At 56.8% G+C, this 19,691-nt stretch carries 19 protein-coding genes; 9 read left to right on the top strand and 10 right to left on the bottom strand.

What is annotated here, in order from left to right; genetic code table 11:
* Positions 1 to 462: 462 nt before the first annotated feature.
* The 3 genes from lexA to ACWGXE_RS06235 all read left to right on the top strand — a co-directional run bounded on the left by lexA (position 463) and on the right by ACWGXE_RS06235 (position 2,704).
* On the top strand, positions 463 to 1,008 hold the full coding sequence (gene lexA, locus ACWGXE_RS06245) for a transcriptional repressor LexA (RefSeq protein ID WP_447602200.1): 546 nt from the start codon (positions 463 to 465) through the stop codon (positions 1,006 to 1,008).
* A 118-nt stretch (positions 1,009 to 1,126) separates the two neighbouring features.
* Positions 1,127 to 2,305, top strand: a complete 1,179-nt coding sequence (locus tag ACWGXE_RS06240; RefSeq protein WP_447602198.1) for a DNA polymerase Y family protein — start codon at positions 1,127 to 1,129, stop codon at positions 2,303 to 2,305.
* 204 nt (positions 2,306 to 2,509) lie between these two features.
* Positions 2,510 to 2,704, top strand: a complete 195-nt coding sequence (locus ACWGXE_RS06235) for a hypothetical protein (protein WP_447602196.1) — start codon at positions 2,510 to 2,512, stop codon at positions 2,702 to 2,704.
* Between the two features lie 10 nt (positions 2,705 to 2,714).
* On the opposite strand, the gene ACWGXE_RS06230 is transcribed toward ACWGXE_RS06235, so the two are convergent.
* The 4 genes from ACWGXE_RS06230 to ACWGXE_RS06215 form a co-directional block, all read right to left on the bottom strand.
* Positions 2,715 to 3,266 (bottom strand): FKBP-type peptidyl-prolyl cis-trans isomerase, encoded by a 552-nt coding sequence (locus ACWGXE_RS06230; protein WP_447602194.1) that lies wholly within the window; start codon positions 3,264 to 3,266, stop codon positions 2,715 to 2,717.
* Between the two features lie 130 nt (positions 3,267 to 3,396).
* Complete coding sequence (locus ACWGXE_RS06225; RefSeq protein WP_447602192.1) at positions 3,397 to 3,696, bottom strand: RNA recognition motif domain-containing protein; 300 nt, start codon at positions 3,694 to 3,696, stop codon at positions 3,397 to 3,399.
* Positions 3,697 to 4,073: 377 nt separating this feature from the next.
* On the bottom strand, positions 4,074 to 4,892 hold the full coding sequence (locus ACWGXE_RS06220) for a hypothetical protein (protein WP_447602190.1): 819 nt from the start codon (positions 4,890 to 4,892) through the stop codon (positions 4,074 to 4,076).
* A 182-nt stretch (positions 4,893 to 5,074) separates the two neighbouring features.
* Positions 5,075 to 5,326, bottom strand: coding sequence for a hypothetical protein (locus ACWGXE_RS06215; protein WP_447602188.1), 252 nt, complete (start codon positions 5,324 to 5,326; stop codon positions 5,075 to 5,077).
* Between the two features lie 204 nt (positions 5,327 to 5,530).
* Between ACWGXE_RS06215 and ACWGXE_RS06210 the strand changes: the two genes are divergently transcribed.
* Positions 5,531 to 7,042, top strand: coding sequence for a M20/M25/M40 family metallo-hydrolase (locus tag ACWGXE_RS06210; protein ID WP_447602186.1), 1,512 nt, complete (start codon positions 5,531 to 5,533; stop codon positions 7,040 to 7,042).
* A gap of 122 nt (positions 7,043 to 7,164) precedes the next feature.
* On the opposite strand, the gene ACWGXE_RS06205 is transcribed toward ACWGXE_RS06210, so the two are convergent.
* The 6 genes from ACWGXE_RS06205 to ACWGXE_RS06180 form a co-directional block, all read right to left on the bottom strand.
* Positions 7,165 to 9,330: an amylo-alpha-1,6-glucosidase gene (locus ACWGXE_RS06205; protein ID WP_447602184.1), complete on the bottom strand. Its 2,166-nt coding sequence runs from the start codon at positions 9,328 to 9,330 to the stop codon at positions 7,165 to 7,167.
* 139 nt (positions 9,331 to 9,469) lie between these two features.
* On the bottom strand, positions 9,470 to 10,702 hold the full coding sequence (locus tag ACWGXE_RS06200; protein WP_447602182.1) for an MFS transporter: 1,233 nt from the start codon (positions 10,700 to 10,702) through the stop codon (positions 9,470 to 9,472).
* Positions 10,703 to 10,855: 153 nt separating this feature from the next.
* Entirely contained in the window at positions 10,856 to 11,782 is a 927-nt protein-coding gene (locus tag ACWGXE_RS06195) for a BON domain-containing protein (RefSeq protein ID WP_447602181.1), read from the bottom strand.
* Positions 11,783 to 12,183: 401 nt separating this feature from the next.
* Complete coding sequence (locus ACWGXE_RS06190) at positions 12,184 to 13,467, bottom strand: MFS transporter (RefSeq protein WP_447602179.1); 1,284 nt, start codon at positions 13,465 to 13,467, stop codon at positions 12,184 to 12,186.
* 35 nt (positions 13,468 to 13,502) lie between these two features.
* Positions 13,503 to 14,582, bottom strand: coding sequence for a glycosyltransferase family 4 protein (locus ACWGXE_RS06185; RefSeq protein WP_447602177.1), 1,080 nt, complete (start codon positions 14,580 to 14,582; stop codon positions 13,503 to 13,505).
* A gap of 428 nt (positions 14,583 to 15,010) precedes the next feature.
* Entirely contained in the window at positions 15,011 to 15,403 is a 393-nt protein-coding gene (locus ACWGXE_RS06180; RefSeq protein WP_447602176.1) for a hypothetical protein, read from the bottom strand.
* 108 nt (positions 15,404 to 15,511) lie between these two features.
* Between ACWGXE_RS06180 and ACWGXE_RS06175 the strand changes: the two genes are divergently transcribed.
* The 5 genes from ACWGXE_RS06175 to ACWGXE_RS06155 all read left to right on the top strand — a co-directional run bounded on the left by ACWGXE_RS06175 (position 15,512) and on the right by ACWGXE_RS06155 (position 19,643).
* Positions 15,512 to 17,056: a TolC family protein gene (locus ACWGXE_RS06175; RefSeq protein WP_447602174.1), complete on the top strand. Its 1,545-nt coding sequence runs from the start codon at positions 15,512 to 15,514 to the stop codon at positions 17,054 to 17,056.
* A 6-nt stretch (positions 17,057 to 17,062) separates the two neighbouring features.
* Positions 17,063 to 17,743, top strand: a complete 681-nt coding sequence (locus tag ACWGXE_RS06170; RefSeq protein ID WP_447602172.1) for a CPBP family glutamic-type intramembrane protease — start codon at positions 17,063 to 17,065, stop codon at positions 17,741 to 17,743.
* A gap of 13 nt (positions 17,744 to 17,756) precedes the next feature.
* The gene (locus tag ACWGXE_RS06165) at positions 17,757 to 18,773 is read left to right on the top strand and encodes a ribonuclease Z (protein ID WP_447602170.1); all 1,017 of its coding nucleotides are present in this window, start codon (positions 17,757 to 17,759) and stop codon (positions 18,771 to 18,773) included.
* Positions 18,774 to 19,002: 229 nt separating this feature from the next.
* On the top strand, positions 19,003 to 19,341 hold the full coding sequence (locus ACWGXE_RS06160; protein WP_447602169.1) for a DUF3147 domain-containing protein: 339 nt from the start codon (positions 19,003 to 19,005) through the stop codon (positions 19,339 to 19,341).
* A 167-nt stretch (positions 19,342 to 19,508) separates the two neighbouring features.
* Positions 19,509 to 19,643: a HepT-like ribonuclease domain-containing protein gene (locus ACWGXE_RS06155; RefSeq protein WP_447602168.1), complete on the top strand. Its 135-nt coding sequence runs from the start codon at positions 19,509 to 19,511 to the stop codon at positions 19,641 to 19,643.
* Positions 19,644 to 19,691 lie beyond the last annotated feature (48 nt).

The raw sequence follows: 19,691 nt of genomic DNA, 5'->3' as shown, positions 1-19,691 counted from the left end.
ATCCTATCATATCGGTGCTCTCTGGCTGAAATGTCAATGGACCTCAATGCTCCTTGACTCCAGCCGTCCTTTCATGTAACGATTCGTTACATCCAATACTACATCTCAATGAGTCACATCAATTGAACATATTCAACGCGTTATTTTCCTTCTGCGAGGTCGCAAGGGTTATTTCGGAATTCAATAACTTGAAGTCCCAATTTGGAACATCACGTTGGGGAGGTATCAGGAAACTACGTCGCACCTTTGTCAAACTTCGTGCTATCGCGGCGGCATATAAGGCGCTGGCGTCCAAACTGGATGAACTCGAACGCACAGTAGTACAGATCAAATCATTATTTGACGCTATCCGACAGCTTATGGAGCCGGACTTCCCACGCAGTCCCGCATTGGCTTTCAAGTGCGGACGCCTGAGAAATAGCCTGCGAAGGCAGAGGACCATCCATTCGGACAATCCATAACATGCGACCCGCTGATTTGAAAAAAGCCCGTCAAACCCTGGGACTCACGCAGGAACAACTGGCTGAACGGCTTCAAACCACTCGCCAAACCATCGCCCGGTATGAGATCGGCACTCACCGGGTTCCTTTTGCCGTCCGGTTGGCTGTCGATCATTTGACATCGGCACCCCGGATTCCGTTGAGCGGTATCGTCGCGGCCGGAGACCCTATCGAGCCTGTTCCCCAAACGGAAGTCGTAGAGGTGCCGCCGGGCATGATGGGGCGCGGCGAAACCTTTGCGCTGCGGGTAAAGGGAGAATCCATGCGGGATGAAGGCATTCTGCCCGGGGACCTGGTCATCGTGCAGAAACAATCGACCGCGCGAAACGGCCAAACGGTCATCGCGCTCATCAATAACGAAGCAACGATCAAAACCTATTACCGCAAGGACACGACTGTGGAGTTACGGCCGGCCAACGAGGCGATGAAACCCATCATTGTGAAACCGGCGGACTCTTTTCGCATCGCAGGCCTGGTCATTGGCGTAATTCGGTACTGCGTCAAATAGGACTTTATGATCTGGTAATTTGGTGATTTGCTGATTTGAGGGTTGCATAGATTGTTTTTGGCAACTCGGTGCCTCTCAATCACCACATCAAAAATCACCAATCACAAATCGTCCAGTCATGGATCGCCACATCGTCTGCTTTGCCGTTCCATCGCTTGAAATTTCCCTCGCCCGCCTGACCGACCCTCTGCTCCGGCAGAGACCGATCGGAATTGCGTCGTTGAATCAACCGCGGGCCTTGCTCCATGAAGTTTCGCCGGAAGCTCGCAGCGAGGGCGTCCACGAGGGCATGCCGATCCGTCACGCCATGAAGTTGTGTCCCGGCCTCCAAATTCTTATCTCTCATCCGTCTCGCCTCGCTCAGGCTCAGCAGGCTCTCTTCGATATCATGGAACGCTATGCCCCGGCGTGGGAACCGATGCGGACCGGTTCCTTTTTCCTTGACCTCACCGGGACCACCCGGCTCCTTGGCGCTCCATCCGATACGGCCTCCCGCATTCAGCGGGATGTCTTCCGGCAGCATCGCCTTGACGGCGTCCTGGGCATCGGCAGCAACAAGCTGGTCGCGCAAACGGCGGCGACGCTGGTTCAGCCGGCCGAACTCTACGAAGTACGGCAGGGTTCGGAGCGGGATTTCATGGCGTCGTTCTCGCTGGAAACATTTCCGTTGTTGAAGCAACCCCGCATGAAGCCGGTGCGTGAACGGCTGAGAGATTTGAATCTACGCACATTCGGCGACGTGGCGGATATCCCCGCGACTGCTCTGGAAACGGTCTTCGGCAAGTGGACCGGGCCCTTGCTGCAGTGGGCGCAAGGTATCGATTCATCGCCTGTGCTGCCTCCGCCCGCACGACCACGGGTGGAGCTTTCACACATTCTGGAACCGAACGAGATTGATGACCACGCGGTGAAACACGTTCTGTTTACTTTACTCGAACAATTGTGCCGGATTCTTCGGCGTCGGCAACGTGCCTGTCATGAGCTGACCCTCACTCTCCGGTATAGCGATCACACCGACGTCGTGCGACAGGAACGGCTCGAACCGGGAAGCTACTGGGAGCAGGACCTCGCGCCGGCCGCATGCAAGCTGTTCGAGCGCTGTTTCACACGCCGTATTCGAATCGAGGTCATGATGCTCGCCGCCACCCGCTTGCTTCCGCCGGCCGAACAATGTTCGCTGTTCGAACCCACGCTTGAATCGACGCGACGGGCTCGCGGACAGCGGCTGTCGCTCGCGCTCGATCGTCTCAGAGAACGATACGGAGACCGTATTATCCGGTATGGACGCACCACCTGAAATTGCGGGATCGGCGGCACGGAATGGAGCGATGTATGGACGGGAAACTTAGCCCACATTATCCATGACGGTTCATCAGAAATCGTGGAGTCGCCAAGCGAGCCGCGAGAAACCGAGGCGTACTATGTCCAGGGGCGCACGACGCGAGGAATAACGAACGCCACGCCTGTACGCGCCGCCGAATCGTGAGGGGGCCGGACCTGGGTGACGAGCACGCCCGATATCGATGTCTATCGCCTGGCTCGCGCCGTCGGATTGCGGGGCGGACTGAAAACGATTGAAACTGCGATGGGAATCATTCGACGAGATGATCGCCGCGCTGCCGCCCACCACGATGACCACGGCACCGAATGGCTTGTCGCAGCGGAGGATCCGCGATTGCAACAGAAGCGTTCATGAATAATGTGGGCTAGGGCCGTGGCGTGGCGGGTGAATCGGCGGGCGGCTTCTCAACATTGACTACAGTAACATCAAAGGTGAGATTTTTCCCGGCGAGCGGATGATTGAGGTCGAGGACCGCGGTCTTTTCATTCAGTTCCAGTACTTTGACCAGCCGGCCATCCGATCCCTGCAACACATCACCGACTCTGAGGTTTTGAGGAAGGCGGGTCAATTCTACGGTGGTTCGGGCTTTCTTATCGTAGGGACCGTATCCCTCGGCCGCCGGCACCTCCACATGTTTTTTCTCGCCGGCTTTCATCCCGACAAGGGATTTTTCCAGACCAGGGACGATTTCGTGAGCCCCCTGCGTAAACGTAAATGGAGTCTGACCGACGTTTGAATCGACGACGCTCTGGTCAGAAAGAGAAAGCGTATATTCCAATGTAACTTTCAAGCCATCCGCGACGCTCAAGTCACCGGCCCCTTGGGCCGTCGTCACCAGCGCTTGCAAAGCGATGAGGACGGCGCAGACCCTCAGCGCGACTCGAACGGATCTTTCGAGGTCTCTCTTCCTCAACACGGCATTCCTCGGTTGCAAGAACATCAATGATGCAGACCACTCCCCGGACGGAACAACCCCTTACCCGCCCTATGAGCGACCAGAGGCCGCCGCCGGCGGCCTCCTTCAAAGTCGAAAAGAAACCGCCGAATCAGTACCGGCCGCCGCCCATACCGCCACGGCCCCCGCCCCCGCTACGAGGCTCCTGCGGGCGGGCTTCATTCACCGTCAACGTACGGCCACCGAATTGGGTTCCATTCAACGCGTTGATTGCCGTCTTCGCTTCGTCTTCCGATGCCATTTCAACGAAGCCGAAGCCACGAGATTGCCCCGTGAACTTGTCCGTGATAATCCGCGCCGATGCCACCGCCCCATGCGTTGCAAACAGGTCACTGAGCTGTTGCTCCGTCGTCGAGTATGGCAAGCCCCCAACATAGATCTTCGAACCCATCGAGACTCTCCTTTTGAAGAAAATGGTGTTGTCTGGGACTCGAGAACAGAGCAAGGAAGGAATGGCCCGAAGACGCGAACACAGCGGCGGCTTAGGTCTGGCTTCCGAAATTCCCGGGAAAAACCCAAAACAACATCGATTCAGGCCTTGTTATAAATAGCTTCACCGCCAGGCCCATCGCGGTAAAACTGCCTCACTCTACCGCAGGCCTTTTCTAAAGGCAAGGCGGAAAACACTGTCCAACCGTCTCTAGGAAGTGGGCCGCCTTCGACGCGGCCGCCGGCCCTGCCAGGAAGCCGATCCAATACACCAAGGGGCTTCCGAGCAGGACCATGAGTTTCCGTACACCTGGGACCCTGCGGGGGCTGCAATGCCGGTCAATAGGCGGCTGGAGGCGACAGGGGCCTGTGCGAATACAACGGAGCCGCATTAAAAGTGTCAAAATGAACGGAGACGTTTCCCCGCACCAGGAGACCGATCTGTCCGAGTCCCAATTGTTTATCTTCGACGGAGAGCGTGATCTGCCCGTCAAAAAAGGTCTCGATGAAGTCCTTGCTGATAATCGTGTTGCGCTGCACGCGCAAGGTATGCCACTCAACGGGCTTGGCTTTTAACGGGGCTTCGCCCAGAAGAGTTTCCGTCCCGGCAATCACACGGATGACGCGAAGCGTCTTGCGGGGCAGATCAACGAGCGCGGCATAGAAATTCATCGGGTCCTTGAGCCCGAACAGAATTCCGATATATCCTTCGCCTCCTCCCCAATGCAGGCGAACGGACAAATCGGGATATTCATACTGCAAGTCCTGGGCGATCAGAAGCTGAGAACAGGCGGCACAGTCCGACACGGCCGCAACGGCATTCGGAGAAGACGGAGCAGTCGGGACCGCTTCGATCGTCCACATTCCTTTCGAGCCTTCGCCGTAGATTGCAGTCACAAACCCTTCCGGTAATTGTCCGGAAGACTGGCGGTCGAACGTCCAAAAATTGAAGAGGCCGCCCTTTACTTGTTTCTCCAAATTTTCCGCCTTTTCGGTCGTCGTTTCTTTTTGAATGGCCAATGCGGGTTGACATACAAGGAGTAGGCTTATCGCCATCATGACTCTATACAGCGTCTTCGGTCGCCTGCGGTTCTGTCGCCTCCATTGACCGATGAGACGACCCAGCCGCCCTTTTTCCATAAGATGATGTCGCCGCACGATGCTTCTCCTGAATAGATTGATGATATGAACTGATAAAAGTTTCGGACCCAAACGGCGTTCCAGACGACCCGACAGCAAGCCTTTACTTTGGAGATGCCCATCAAATGAAGACGGGCGAGTCCATGATGCGCGACTGAACATTCCGGCTCTTATGGACAGGAACCGGAAGGTCGTCACGGTCAAGACGGTCTCTTCTTGATATCCAGAATCTCCCGTTGAAGGCGGTCACGCTCGGCCAGCAGCGTCTTTCTGCGTTTCCATCGATCCCACGTCCACCATCGTAATTTCTCTCGAAAAGACACGCGGGGCGGCGGTTGATTTCCTACCGGAGCATGCTGAAAATCATATCCGTCGTGTCCCACGCGGTTTTCCCGGAAACGCTTGTACTGGTAATCGTACAGACCTTGTCCTTGCTCGCTCATATCCGCCATGCCGGCTCTCAATGTTGTGCGACCGCGCCATGCGCGCTTCGGCGGTCGATGAATTCGAAACAACAGCGCGCCGCAAATGAGACGGCTGATAGTACATGGAGCATTCAGTGCTCTGCAACCGAGACATCGAGCTATGGTATAGTTCGGGCTTTGTCACCGCCGCCGCTGATTGTCCGTCTAATGAACGAAGCTGAGCAAGTCTCCATGGCGGCTCGTAAACGGAGCCGCTCGCCGGTGAAACAATACCGCTTCGCCTTCTGCATTCTCTGCACCGCCACGCTCTTCTTGACCGCTGCCGGATGGCCGGGAGAGTCCCGGGCGGAAGAACAGGCCATGATCCGGGCGCTCGATCAGATCTCGGCCGAACGCATGCTGGCGGATGTGACACTGCTCAGCAGTGAATCTTTTAACGGCCGGCAAGCCGGCACTCCCGATGATGAGCGAGCCGCAGAATATTTCTCCCGGCAAATGACGGAGTTGGCTTCGAGCATTCCCATTACTCCTGTTGTCATGCCCGATTCACCGCCGATCACCATGACGGAAATTGCCCCTAAGCCGATCCTTGCCTTCCTGTTTCCCGGTCCATCCGATGATCGGACGGTCTCCGGTATCGGGAAAGATTATCTGCCGGTCCTCGATTCGCCATCGGTCCGTGTTGAGGCGCCGATCGTGTTTGTGGGATATGGCATCGTTGATAACGAACGTGGTTTTGACGAGTACGCGGGGATCGATGTGAAAGATCATGTCGTGCTGTTTCTGCGCGGCAAGCCGGAAGGCTATTCGGGTCAGAGCTCCCACGCAGACAAGGTCCGCATTGCGCATGAAAAAGGAGCGGTCGCCTATCTCACCGCGACGGGACCGATTCTCAACGCCTATGAAGTTCGACGCGGTCTCGGCGGCAAGCCATCGGCTTACTATAGCCAGGCAGCAGTGGGTCTTGCCGGAGCTTGGGTCACCACGGACTTGGCGGAGCGGATCGTGGCAGCGGGAGGCGAGGCGCTTTCCAGCAGGCAGCAACGCTTGAATCATTTATCGCCCCAATCGCATGTGACTTCTGTCGTGGCCCGCCTTGAGTGGACCAGCAAGCGGACGCGGGCCACATTGCATAATGTCGGATATCTGCTGACCGGATCGGATACGGAGCGGCCGGATGACACAGTGCTGCTCGGCGCCCACCGCGATCACTTCGGCCGGCAAGCCGGCATCTTGTTTGCGGGTGCCGACGATAATGCGTCGGGGACCGCCGTCATTTTGGAAGTGGCCAGAGCGATAGCCGGCGCCGGAGTCAGGCCCAAACGGTCGATTTTCTTCGTTTCGTTCACCGGAGAGGAACAAGGGCTGATCGGCTCGACGTCATACGTCCGCCACCCCGCACGGCGACTCGACAAGACAAAAGCGATGATCAATGTGGATCATGCCGGGATTGGAAACGGTCGGCTGACCGTAGGAGTGACCGGATTGGACAAATCCCTTGCGGGAGGAGCCGGGCGGTTGGCCGGCATGGTAGACGAACTGGACCTGTTCGGATTCTTCCCAGGTGGTGATCATGTGCCGTTCAAAGAAGCGGGCGTCCCGACCTTCACGATCGTGAGCGGTGGAGCGCACCGTCATTTTCACCAACCGACGGACCGAGTCGACACGATCAGCACGGAGATTTTGGCCAAAGCGGCCCGCTATACGCTGGCCCTGACGCTGCAGCTGGCGAATGCCCCCTGAGATCGATGACGGGGGCGGCATGTATCGATGTAGCGAGAACAACGCTTCGGCGGGCAAGAATAAATCTGAACCGGACTGGTAGATCCACCGGGAAAATCGAACGGAGAAGCGCCAGGGTCGGCTTATTTAACCACGACCACTTCCACGTCCCCCTGTCGGTGCATGACGGTGATGCCCACATCCAACTCATGCCGCCTGACCAGCAGGTCGATCGAAGCCTTCCCGACTGTCAAATTTTTGATCTGCAGCTCATGCAGGAAGACCGGCAGAATCGGATAGGTGAAGAGCACCTTGCCCTCCGGCGCGCGAATCGACATACCCAGACAGGCCTGAAGCCCCATGAAAGCCGAGGCGGCGGCCCAAGCCTGGGGATTACACGCCACCGGATAACGGGTCAGTCCTTGTCCCTGCCGGCGAACAAATCCGCAAAATAATTCGGGCAGCCGATGGAAATCCACCACGAGACTGGCATCGAATAAACCGGTCATGACCTTCTCCACCCCTGCTTTCAGTCCATACCGTGCCAGGCCGGCTGCAATAAGCGCGTTATCGTGTGGCCAGACCGATCCGTTATGGTATGACATCGGATTATAACGGCGTTCTCCATCGGCCAGCGTGCGCACCCCCCAGCCGCTGAACACGTCGTCATTCATCAGAGTGCCGGCCAACCGGACGGCCCGGTCCGGGCTTGCGATTCCGGTGTATAGGCAATGACCTGCATTGGAGGTCTTTACCCGACAGGGCTTCTTATGCCCGTCCAAGGCGAGGGCATAAGTTGATAATTCTTCGCACCAAAAGACCTCTTCAAAGCGCTGTTTCAGTGTTTCCGCCTGCCGGCGCAGTTCGCTCGCGCGCTCCGGGTATCCCAACACCGTCGCCAACATCGCGCCCTGCTGCTTCGCCTCATAGACATAGCCTTGCACTTCACACAAGGCAATCGGACCTTCGGCCAGTTCCCCATTCTCGTGAGACACGGAGTCGTTCGAATCCTTCCAGCCCTGGTTATCCAACCCGGTCCGGGACTTTCTGATGTACTCTACAAACCCGTCGCCGTCCTGATCCCCATACTGATCGATCCACCTGAGCGCCGACTCAATATTGGGCCAGAGGGAACGCATCAGCGCCAAGTCGCCCGTCCGTTCATAATAGGCTCCCGCCAGCATGACAAAGAGCGGCGTTGAATCCACGCTTCCGTAATACAAGCCGAACGGAATTTCCCCGAGCGCCGCCATTTCCCCTTTGCGCGTCTCGTGCAGGATCTTACCCGGCTCCGCATCCTGCGCCACCGCCAACGTTGTCGCTTGGTTCGAAGCTAAATACCCCAGAACCCCGCGGGCAAGCTGAGGCTTGATCCATAGCGCTTCAAGCGCCGTAATGATACCGTCCCGTCCGAACGGTGTGCTGAACCAAGGAACCCCGGCATAGGGATAGGGCCCCTCCGCCGTGTCGGTAATCATCATGCGCAGGTCGAGCAAGGATCGGTTCCACCATTCATTGAATTGCTCGTTGGAGGTATGGATCACGCAGTCATGATTTTGTTCGCTCCTGATTGCCGTGCCAGCGTCGGCCATTGCCTGGTCGTACGCAAAAGAGGACCGCTCGCAGTCGCCGATATCGCAGCAGACTGTGATCGTTACGATTGTCTCGGCCTTCGGCTCCAAGGCAATCTCGAAGAGCGCCTGCGTCACGCTGAGCTGTGCCGGAGGCGGTGAGAACATGATGCGAGCCCGGCGGAGCACACCGTCAAGACCTTCGTAAGGGAGTACCAACACATCCTTTTCTACGACCGGGTGCAATCGTTTGCCCTTGTGCTGGCGCTTTGTGCCGCGGACTTCAAAAATGTCCGCAAAATCCGATTCGAATCGGAGACCCATCTGCATGGAGAGGGAGGCCAGGCTGAAATTGGAGAGACGGAATCGCTCATACCCCACGCCTTTCCAGAGGAAGCGGGAACGAAAGACATGCACGCTGCCTCGCGGAATGACGATTCGGCCTTCGTAATAGAGATCAGGGTTCGTCAGATCCACGGCCAACAACGCATTATCTTCCTTGATGGTCGAACTGAGCAGCATCGGCCGGTCACTATTCAGAAAGAGTTCTTGGCGGCTGAGGAACCGTGTGCCTTCGTGATAGAGACCTTGCGTTCCCCGCCCGACCGGCTGGATGTCGCCGTAACGATCGAATACTCCGAACGTTTCTCCATGCTTGAGGACACGAGTGCGATTATCCGCCATGGATGAACTGGCGAGGATATAGTACTGATCATTGACGCTGATAATTTCTTCCACGGTACCTCCGCCGGCGCTCACCGGACTGAACTAGAGAAACTCAAAAGACAGGGACCTGACCGGTAGGCGGTCACGCCATGCCTCTCTTCTTACGGGCCTTATACTCCCCTTCCCGGCTCGGGCTCAACCAAGGAATGGATCAGTGCGTTGTCGGCTGCGTCGTCAGCGCGATCGGCTCCGGCTCTTCGGCCACGGTCTTTCCCGTCCAGTTCGCCCTGATCCACCGGACCAAGCGAGCCGCAACCAGGGCCGTTAATAGAAATCCGATCCCGATGCCAACCACGCTCAGACGCTCGCCGAGTTCCTGCGTCGTCCACCCGAACAACGTCATCCCTGCAATAGCCGACGTCATGGCTCCCAGATTATAGATCGCCAGCACCCGGCCAAGCAGCGACGCCGGCGAAATTTCCTGCAAGACCCCCCAGGCGATTGGAGTCAGCGTCCCAGCCCCCATCCCGATCACCATCATCAGCAACGCGGCGACAAAGCGATTCGACGTCCACACCATGCCGATCATGGCGCACCCGCTGACCAGACTCGACACCGACATGATCTGAATGCGCCGATACAGCGGCCGGCCGGACAAAGAAATCAACCCTAGTGACACCAGAAGCAGTCCCACGCCGAATGCGGACCAGAGGTATCCCACTTCAATCGGACCGAGGTCCAATAATTTCTGGCCGAAGACAGGAAACAGAGTGCTGAACGCGCTGGAGGCAAACGTATACATCGACGCGGCGCCGATCAATAACAGAATCATCCGCTGATCGAGCAGCACATAGCGGAATCCCATTTTCACATCCTGAAGGGTATCGGCAAGGGAATGGTGGGTCTGGAAGATCGATTCCGACTGCGGAAACCGAACGAACAGAAAGCAAGCGGCCGAAACGACATAGCTCACCGCGTTGACGCACAACACTTCCTGGGAGCTCATCGTCGCGATGCCGACGCCGCTCAAGGCGGGACCGATGATAATTCCGATGCTCGTCGTCGTTTGCAGCAGCGCATTGGCCGCCGTAAATTCATGCCGCGCCACCAGGTTCGGGATAGAGGCCGTCAGCGCCGGGCCGAATATCGCCGAGGCGATAGCATGGACAAAAACCAGGATATACAACCGTTCAATACTGAAAGATTCCACCGAGATCAAACAAGGAATCACACCCAGGACGACCGCGCGGACCAGGTCGCTGCAGATTAATAGAAGCTTTTTGGGTAACCGATCGACGATGACCCCGATAAAGGGTCCGAACAGAATCGGCGGAAGGGTCTGGAGTAATCCGATGATCGTCGTTTTGAGCGGGGAGCCGGTGATCGCGTAGACGAACCAGAGCAGCGCCAGCTTGGACACGCCGTCGCCGACTTGCGAGACCATCTGGCCCCACCACACGAGCGTAAAATCGCGAGTCAGAAGCTGCGGCGACCAGATAACCTTCGGGCGTGCCCCTGCTCCATTCACTCCGCAACGCTCCCTGGGGGGTTAGGGGCCATGAGGGAAATTCTTATCCTGAGAGGCCATGTGGATCGCTTAGTCACCTGTGACCAGCCGCACGGCGTCAGTATGGACGGCTTTCACGCCGGGGACCTGGCGGGCGGCCTGTGCCGCCTCAAGGATAATGACTTGGAATCTCGTTGAACCGGTCAGTGTCACGATTCCTTCCTCTGTTTTCACGTCAAACTTCACCGCTTGCAACGTTTTGCTCTTTTCGAATCGTTCTTTCACCAGGTGCGTGATGATCTTGTCGCGCTCAACGACAAGCCCGTGAGAGGCGTCCGGTTCGACTTTGAGTCGATTTTCAACCGCATGCACCCCGTCCAGACAACGGATGATATCGGTCGCCGCGCGCTTTTCCATATCGTTGCCGACCTTGCCCAGAAGGACCAGATCCTTGTCCTTGGTATCGACTTCGATCTCGTATGGAAACAATCGGGCATCCGCCATCAAGGCCAACTTGGCCGTCACCATGGGAGAGCGCATCGGCTTCTTCGTCTCGGCTTCAGCCGCCTTGGGCTTGTCTCCTGGCGGAGTTTCCGCGGGCGGTTGTCCGTCGAACGCCGGTTTACTATCCGCGGGCTGGTTCGGCTGAGGACATGGTCGCTCGACCGCCTCCGCTTCCTGTACTTTGGCCTCCGATTCCTTTGGCTTTTGTTCCGGCTCTTTCGCTTTACCGTCGGCTTCCTTGGCCTTTATCCCTTCTTTCTGTTTGGAATCCGGTTCCTTCGGCTTGACCTCCGGTTCTTTCGGACGCGATTCGGCTTCCTTCGGTTTCGGCTCCGGCTCTTTCGGCTTTTGTTCCGCCTCTTTTGTTTTGGATTCCGGCTCCTTCGGTTTGGACTCCGGCTCTTTGGGCTTCGATTCCGGCTCTTTCTGTTTTGGTTCCAGTTGATTGACCTTCTGTTCCAGTTCCTTGAGCTTCTGTTCCAATTCCTTGGTCGTTGGCTCGGAGTCCTTCACTCTCTGATCCGTCGCTTTGGTGTCCGACTCTTTCGGCTTCGATTCCGACTCCTTCTTAGCGGGTGCATCGGACCTCGACTCCGAAGGAGCATCGGCCGCACGCGCCGACCACCCGGCTAGGGCGAGGCTGCACGCCACCGCCATCGATACGAATAGTCTTGATGCAGACAAGGAAGCGATCATGATTTCACGTCTTTCATGAAGTAAACGGCCGGTGCAGTCTGCACCGGAGAAGTTCCCCTTATTGTGCCTGCCATGGCGAAGCCATGGTACTCGATTCGCTATCGAGAAACCCAGACATATCGTGAGAAAGCGGGGGAAAGCAACCAGGGAGCGGACGACACCACCCGGCGAGGCCTGCGCGCTGGAACAGCGCGTAGCTCGCCGGGCACTGGACTACACTACGCGGTGGCCGGTTTCAACAATGAAAAATCGCGGCGACTGACATGAACCGTCACTACTGCGGTGAGCAATAGGACCAACCCAATACCGACCAGGCTTGCGGCCGGGCCGATTTCGTCGGCGGCCCATCCGAATCCCGCCATCCCAACCATGGCGGACGCCATCCCACCGGTGCTGAAGGTGGTGAAGACACGCCCTAAGAGATGTTCGGGGGTCACTTCTTGGAGCATCGCCCACACGACCGGGTAGTAGAGCGACGTCGTGCCGCCGATGATGATGATCAATAACATGGTGTTAAGCAAAACCGGCGTCTGAATCAAGCCCAGGCTGCAGACCGCCAGCCCACCCACGGCCAGCGACTTGGCGATACGGCCGATGCGATTGCGAAAATCGCCTTGCGGCACCCAGGCCAACCATAGTGAAGCCGCTAACATTCCGATTCCCAGCGCCGACCAAATCCAGCCCAGCTCAAGCGGGCCGACTTGAAGCACCTCTTTCGCGACCACAGGCAGCAAAAATACAAACGCGCTGATGGCCAAATTATAGAGAACGGCCGTGATCATGAGCGCGAACACCACGCGATGCTGTACGAAGACGAATCGGAAGCCCACGGCCAGGTCCTTGATGATCGGGGTAGACAGAGCCTGGAGGGCCACCCGATTGTCCCGGACGGAAATCGGAATGATGCAGAGCGCCGAGATAAAGAACGTGGCGGCATCGAAGTACAGCACGTTCTGCGCCCCGATCAAGGCGATTCCAAGGCCGCTCAACGCAGGCCCCAGCAACACTCCAATATTGTTCGTACTTTGAATCAAGGCGTTGGCAGACGTAAGTTGCGGTCGCTCTACAATCAATGGAACGGCAGAGGAGAGGGCCGGCCCGAAAATGGTCGAAACAATGGAATTCAAAAACACGAGAACATAGAGGCGTTCGAGCGTCAGCAGGTCGAACGCGTAAAAGAGCGGGATCAGCAACACGGTGAGCGTTCGCAGCAGGTCGACCACGATCATGACCGTCTTTTTCGGAAGGCGGTCCAAATAGATGCCAATCAACGGCCCAAACGCCAACGGTGGAATGGTCTGCAAGAGCCCGATGACCGTCATCTTGAGCGCGGATCCCGTCAGTTCATACACGAACCACAGGAGCGCCACCTTATTCAATCCGTCGCCGATCTGGGACACCGCCTGCCCGGCCCACAGGAACCCGAAATCTTTCGTCCTCAGCAGTCGCCAACCGGATGTGTTGGATTCCGAAGCTGCGGCGCTCTCTTCCGTCATAGCCATTCCGTCGTCATCCCTTCTGCGATGATGTATCGCGTTCAGCTTGCCTTTTCGAGGGCAAGCCGCCGGCCTTTGTGCCCCGGAAACGCGCTCGGTTCGTTCAAGATATGGTGATACAGTTGCACATAGTTCCGCACCATTTGTTCGACAGTAAACCGCTCGTCGAACATGTCCCGGCATCGCCGGCGGTCGATCGACGGGATGTCCTGAACCTGCGCGGTCATCTCGTCAAGGCTTTCGCTGATCAGACCAGTCACACCATGTTCAATGACTTCAGGAATAGAGCCCCGCCGGTAGGCGAGGACAGGCGTACCACAGGCCATCGCCTCGATCAACACCAAGCCGAACGGCTCCGGCCAATCATACGGACAAACCAATGCGTGGGCGTTTCCGATAAAATCATTCTTCTGGGCATCGGTGACTTCGCCGACGAATTCCACCAGGGGATGATCCAAGAGCGGTTCGACGACTCGCTCGAAGTAAGCCCGATCCGCCGGATCAACCTTCGCCGCGAGGCGTAACGGCATGCCGACCCGTTTGGCCAGCTCGATGGCCTGATCGGGACACTTTTCCGGCGAAATTCGTCCGAGGAAGGCCAGATACTGACCAGACTCCGGATGACCGGTGTACAGATTGCCCGGCAATCCGTGGTAGACCGTGCCCATCCAGTTGCACCAGGGCAAGGGACGACGTTGTGAATCTGAAATGGACACCAACGGCAGGTCGGAGAAATCACGAAAGACCGGCACCAATTCAGGTAAATCCAGACGGCCGTGCAGGGTGGTGACCACCGGGACCGGAGAGCGCCGGGAGAGCGAGAATGCCAGGAAATCGAGATGCGAATGAATCACGTCAAACCGTTCGGCCGAACTGAAGACCTGCTCCATCATCGAAATCAGCGGGGCTTCCCGATTGAAGATCCCGGTGTTGAGACGCAGAGCTTGATGGCATGGAGCTTCAAGCTTGGCATCGGTCACTGAGTCGCCGCTGGCGAACAAGGTCACGTCATGTCCCTGGCGAACGAGCTCTTCCGTGAGATAGGAGACGATGCGTTCGGTTCCGCCGTATAACTTCGGAGGGACGCTTTCCCAGAGGGGTGACACTTGCGCGATTTTCATCGGAACAACTCCTTTTAGAAGACTTATGGTGTCTAACAGGTGAGTGCGCTGATGCAGACCGACCGGCCCGGTTGTGGGCTACTTCCTACCTGCTTCCGGATGTCAGAGGCAATTGACATCTTTGATTGCACGCCTTCCTTTTTGTCCAGGACTGATTCCCCTCCCATCGTGGTCGTCACGATTCCGTAGCAAAAGCAAGCTACATACCGTCATCTTCGCGCATGAAGCCTGATCCCGCGTTACGAAGACAATGCGCGATCATTCCATTAAGTTCTGCGGGTTTCGATCCGACATGCGAGGGTAGAAACAGGCATTCTCGACCTGTGCAAACTGTGGATAACCGCTGGATAAGTCCAACCGGCATGTGACAGCTCTGTCGCGAGCTGCTAAACCGCCACATACCGAATCTTTTAATGGAGCCGGTTCGTTTAAGGAATTTCGTCCAGAATCGTGGACTGGATCGGCGGAAGCGGAGGCACGTCCCTTGGAATGGGAGGCAACACGAGCGGAGTCCCTGCTTGATTCGCCCCTTGAATGAGTCCGATAGAAAGTTGCGGCCCGAGGGTCATCATGGCACCGTTCCATGCCTGACCGGTGGCCGGATTGCGGAAATTGAACGATTCGAAGTTGTTCCCAAAATTATAGACATAGCCCTGCGTTCCCTGTGTATCGAGATACAAATTTCCCGGTCCCACTAAATTAAAGAGCGGCGCGACCCCGCCTCCGAACGCACGCACACCGGACACCGACTGTGCCTGCGCCGTCGGTGCCAGGATGACAATGGCCGTGAACGCGATGGCCGGCACCAGATGAATCAACATGCTTCGCTCCATGAATTGAGTTTGGACAGAAAATTCAAATTATGGTAGTACCGACGCAGATTTGAACATATAGTAAGCGCCATTCATGCTTTGTTCAAGGAGTCTAGCATGCGCGGACAACGTTGGGTAAGCGTTCTCTGTGTCTTCATGATCAGCATGCTAATTTCACCGGCTCCGGTCGCCTGGGCGCTCGATGCCGCCAAGTCATCCGGCGAACGGCGCGAGGCCATTTCGCTGGCCGATGCCGTGGTGAAGGCGCTGCAGAACAATCTCGATATCAGCATCAGCCGCCAAACCAAAGACAGCCGGTTGGCCGATATCATCATCGAACAAGCCAAGTTCGATCCGACCATCAGTCTCAACAGTCAATATAATCGCCAAGTCTCGCCGCTCAATCGACCGGTGCTCGGCTTTACCGGCGCGAATCTCCAAGAGATCACCAAGTTCGATCAGAACGTCTGGAGCGCCACGGCCGACATCACGAAAAATCTCTATACGGGCGCGAACGTCGATTTGAACTACAGCCCCCAGCGGACATTTGTCGGCGGCCCCAATACTTTTCTCTTCAACCCTGGCTACACCGGCGGTTTGGCGTTCACCGCGACTCAACCTCTCCTCAAGAACTTCGGCATTGATATCAATAAGACGTTCATCTACATCGCCCAGAACAATGCGACGGTGGAGCAGCACGTCTTTCTCGACCGCGTCATGACGGTCATTGCGAACGTGGAACAGACCTTTTGGGAAATGGTCTTCGCTAACGAAAACCTCAAAGTGGCGCAAGCGGCGTTGAAAGCCGCGGAGGAACTCCTGGCTACCAATCGCGCTAAAGCCAAAGCCGGCGTCATGTCCATTGTTGATGTTCTCCAAGCGGAGGCCGCCGTCGCGTCCCGCATCGAACAGATCATCGTGGCTGAAAAAGCGATTCGCGATCAAGAAGATCTCGTTCGTCGCTTGTTGAATCCCGGCGAGGAAGACCTCCGCCAGGATTTGCGACTGGTGCCGACCGACCCGCCGGTCACGGCGCTGGAACCGCTGAGCCTGCAAGAAACCATCGATATCGCCATTGAACGGCGGCCTGAAGTCTTGCAGGCCAGCAAAAACATCGATACCAGTGAGTTAAACGTCAAATTCGCGCGGAACCAGCTCTTGCCGACCTTGTCGGTCCAAGGAACGATGGGTCTATCGGGCCTGGGGTCCGACTACAGCGATTCTTTCAACCGCAACTTCGGCGGCGAGTTTTATAATTACGGCGCGGGCGTGGTCCTCAGCTATCCGCTCGGCAATCGTTCCGCCTACAGCACGTACAACAAGCGGCAGCTCGAAGCGCGCAATGCCCAATCCACCCTGCAAAGCGTGCGGCAACAAGTGATTGTCGGCGTGAGAGAAGCGGTGCGCCGGGTGCAGACCGACTTCAAGCGCATTGAAACGACAAAGTCCGCCCGTATCATGGCCGAGAAGCAGCTTCAAGCCGAACAGGAGCGGTTGAAGGTCGGCCTGAGCACGACTCGTTTCGTGCTCGATTTCCAACGCGATTTGGCGACCGCCCAGGGCAACGAGTTACGCGCGATTGTCGATTACAACAAATCATTGTCGAATCTGGCGCGGAATAAAGCGACGACCCTGGAACGGTACAACCTTCAGCTGCAATAGTGTCGCATGACGGGGCTGACAGGTTGGGCTTCCTCCCCGCTTCTCCTTCCGGAGCGCGCAGCCGGCCTGGTTCTCCTTCCAATTCTCTCGACTCTGTTCTTCTATCTCTCTCCGGTCGGATTGCAGGACAACATCCTTGCGCAGTTTCTACCGCAGGCCTTGTCCTACGTGGGGTTTCTTGTATGGGGAAGACTGAACGGCCGGCTGGTTTGGAGGCTCGGCCTGCAATCAGACCAATTGGCGTCCGGGCTCGTCTGGGGCGCCGCCGCCGGCACGGTACTCGGGGCGAGCAATATCCTCGTCATCCTTAAAGTGGTGCCGTGGCTTGGATACGACATCACGTTTCTCACGCAGACACCCCATGCCCGCCAGCCCTTATGGCTGATGATTCCCTGGTTTGTCTGTGTGATCGCGATCTTCGTCGAACTGAACTTTCGGGGATTTATCCTGGGCCGATTGCTGGCCCTGTCCGTTCCTCCTCCCTTGGCGGTGCTCTTCAGCGCGCTTCTCTTTTCGTTCGACCCGTTCATGGTGGCCACATTCAAATACCTTCATTGGATCGCCGTCTGGGACGGGATTGTCTGGGGTATGATGTGGATCAGGCTTGGTAATCTCTATGCCGTGATTGCAGCCCATGCGGTAGAGGTCATCATTATGTATTCTCTTGTCCGAGCGGCGCTGAGCTAGAAATTGAATTGCCATGACTCCTTCTTTTTCCTCGTATCTCGTCAATGACGTGTTCGGCGACCCGGGCGTCTATGTCGAGGTGCGCTGGTCGAAACGCGCCCTGTTGTTCGATCTCGGCCACAACGAAGCCCTCGGTCCGACCAGACTGTTGCGCGCGAATGATATTTTCATCTCCCACACCCATATGGATCACTTCATCGGATTCGATGCGCTGCTGCGTGTCGCGTTGGGTCGGGGCAAAACATTGCGCCTTTACGGTCCGCCGGGTCTCATCGCCAACGTCCAAGGAAAGCTAAACGGGTATACCTGGAATTTGGTCGATGGTTATCCCCTCTCGATTCAGGTCCGAGAATTTCATGAAAGCGAGATTAGGACGGCAACCTTTCTCGCGACGGAAGGATTTTGCCGACGGGTAGAACCACCTGCCCCGTCGGAACGAAGCGGCAAGTCCAATATTTTTCCCGTGCTCGATGACTCCATGTTCACCGTCTCCGCCGTCGCGCTGAATCATCGCATCCCGTCATTGGCCTACGCACTGCAGGAGCAGTTTCACATTAATGTCAACAAGCAAAAGCTGCATGACGCCGGACTCCCTGTCGGCTCATGGCTGAAGGACGTGAAACAGTATCTCTGGCAGGGCAAGCCGGACGATTATCGCTTCACCGCAACATTATATTTCGAGCACCGGAAACAAGAGTTGGAGTTCATCCTCGGCGAGGTGCGGGATCGGTTCCTGACGGTGACGCGCGGACAAAAACTTGCCTATGTCGTCGATGCCCGGTACGACCAGGGAAACGAGGAAAAGATTATTGCGCTCGCTCGCGGCGCGGATCTTTTCTATTGTGAATCGCCGTACCTGGACCGGGATGCGGACAAGGCAGCAGCGCGCTACCATTTGACAGCGAAGCAGGCAGGATTGATGGCACGGAAAGCCGGGGTGCGTGAATTGGTCGTGTTTCATTTTTCGCCGCGGTATACGGGACAAGGGGATGACATTGTGCGGGAGGCGATGGAAGAGTTTGGAAGATGACGTGGGGTTGCGGGATCTTTTGCTCGTCCCACCTCTCGAAGCGGGCCTTCCGATTTCGTCTGGCCAAGCTTCCGGTATTCCCGTCGCCGTGATCCAAGACCACGGTGCGGTAGTCAGTACTGGCTTTCCATCCGAACGGCGGGCGAGTCTCCATCGCTCCGGCTAAATTGTCTTGGAATGTTCGCCACGGAGAACCAGCGCCTACATTCAGCATAGGGAAGGAGAACGGATGAGTGAGGTTGTGAAGTACTCGATGTATTTTTTATTGGGCGGGATGATTGTGAGTCTATCAACGTATTTAGGGTCGCAGGGGCGATCATTCCTGGCCGCCTTCGCCAGTACATTTCCGGCGATCACCGGCGCGACGTTTATCTTGATCTTCCTCAATGGAGGCAGCGAGGCGATCGTCCACTACGCCCGCAATCTTCTCTGGTTCGTGCCGCCTTGGCTGGTGTATGTGTTGGCCATGGTCGTCGGCGTGCCGCGCTGGGGATTTTGGCCGGCCATGGCTGCCTCGCTTGTTCTGTATATGGGATGCGTGGGGGTAATCAAACTGGCGCTACGGTGAATGAGGCCGGCCAATGCATGAGCCTTCAGCGCCTGCCCGTCAACCTTGACCGCTTACCGATAGATTGATACCGTGACCCTGCTTGAGGAAGGTAGAGTTTTGTCCAATTGAGAGGATGAGGAATTCTGCCACAAGACCTCGCCGTAGCGCTGGCGCCATCGGCAGGTTTGCGCAATCGGCTCGTCCACGAGTACGAAGCCATCGACGATACAATTGTGATCGCTGTTGTTCGTCAAGCGCAGGACCTCTATCCGCAATACATCGCGGCTGTTGAGCGGCACCTCGCGAGCAGCGAGCCATAGAGTTAATAGATATCCCTTTTTTACTGCAGTTGGCGCGCCTCACTGCCT

Source organism: Nitrospira sp. Nam80 (genome assembly GCF_965152575.1).
This window is presented reverse-complemented; position numbering and strand designations above follow the sequence as displayed.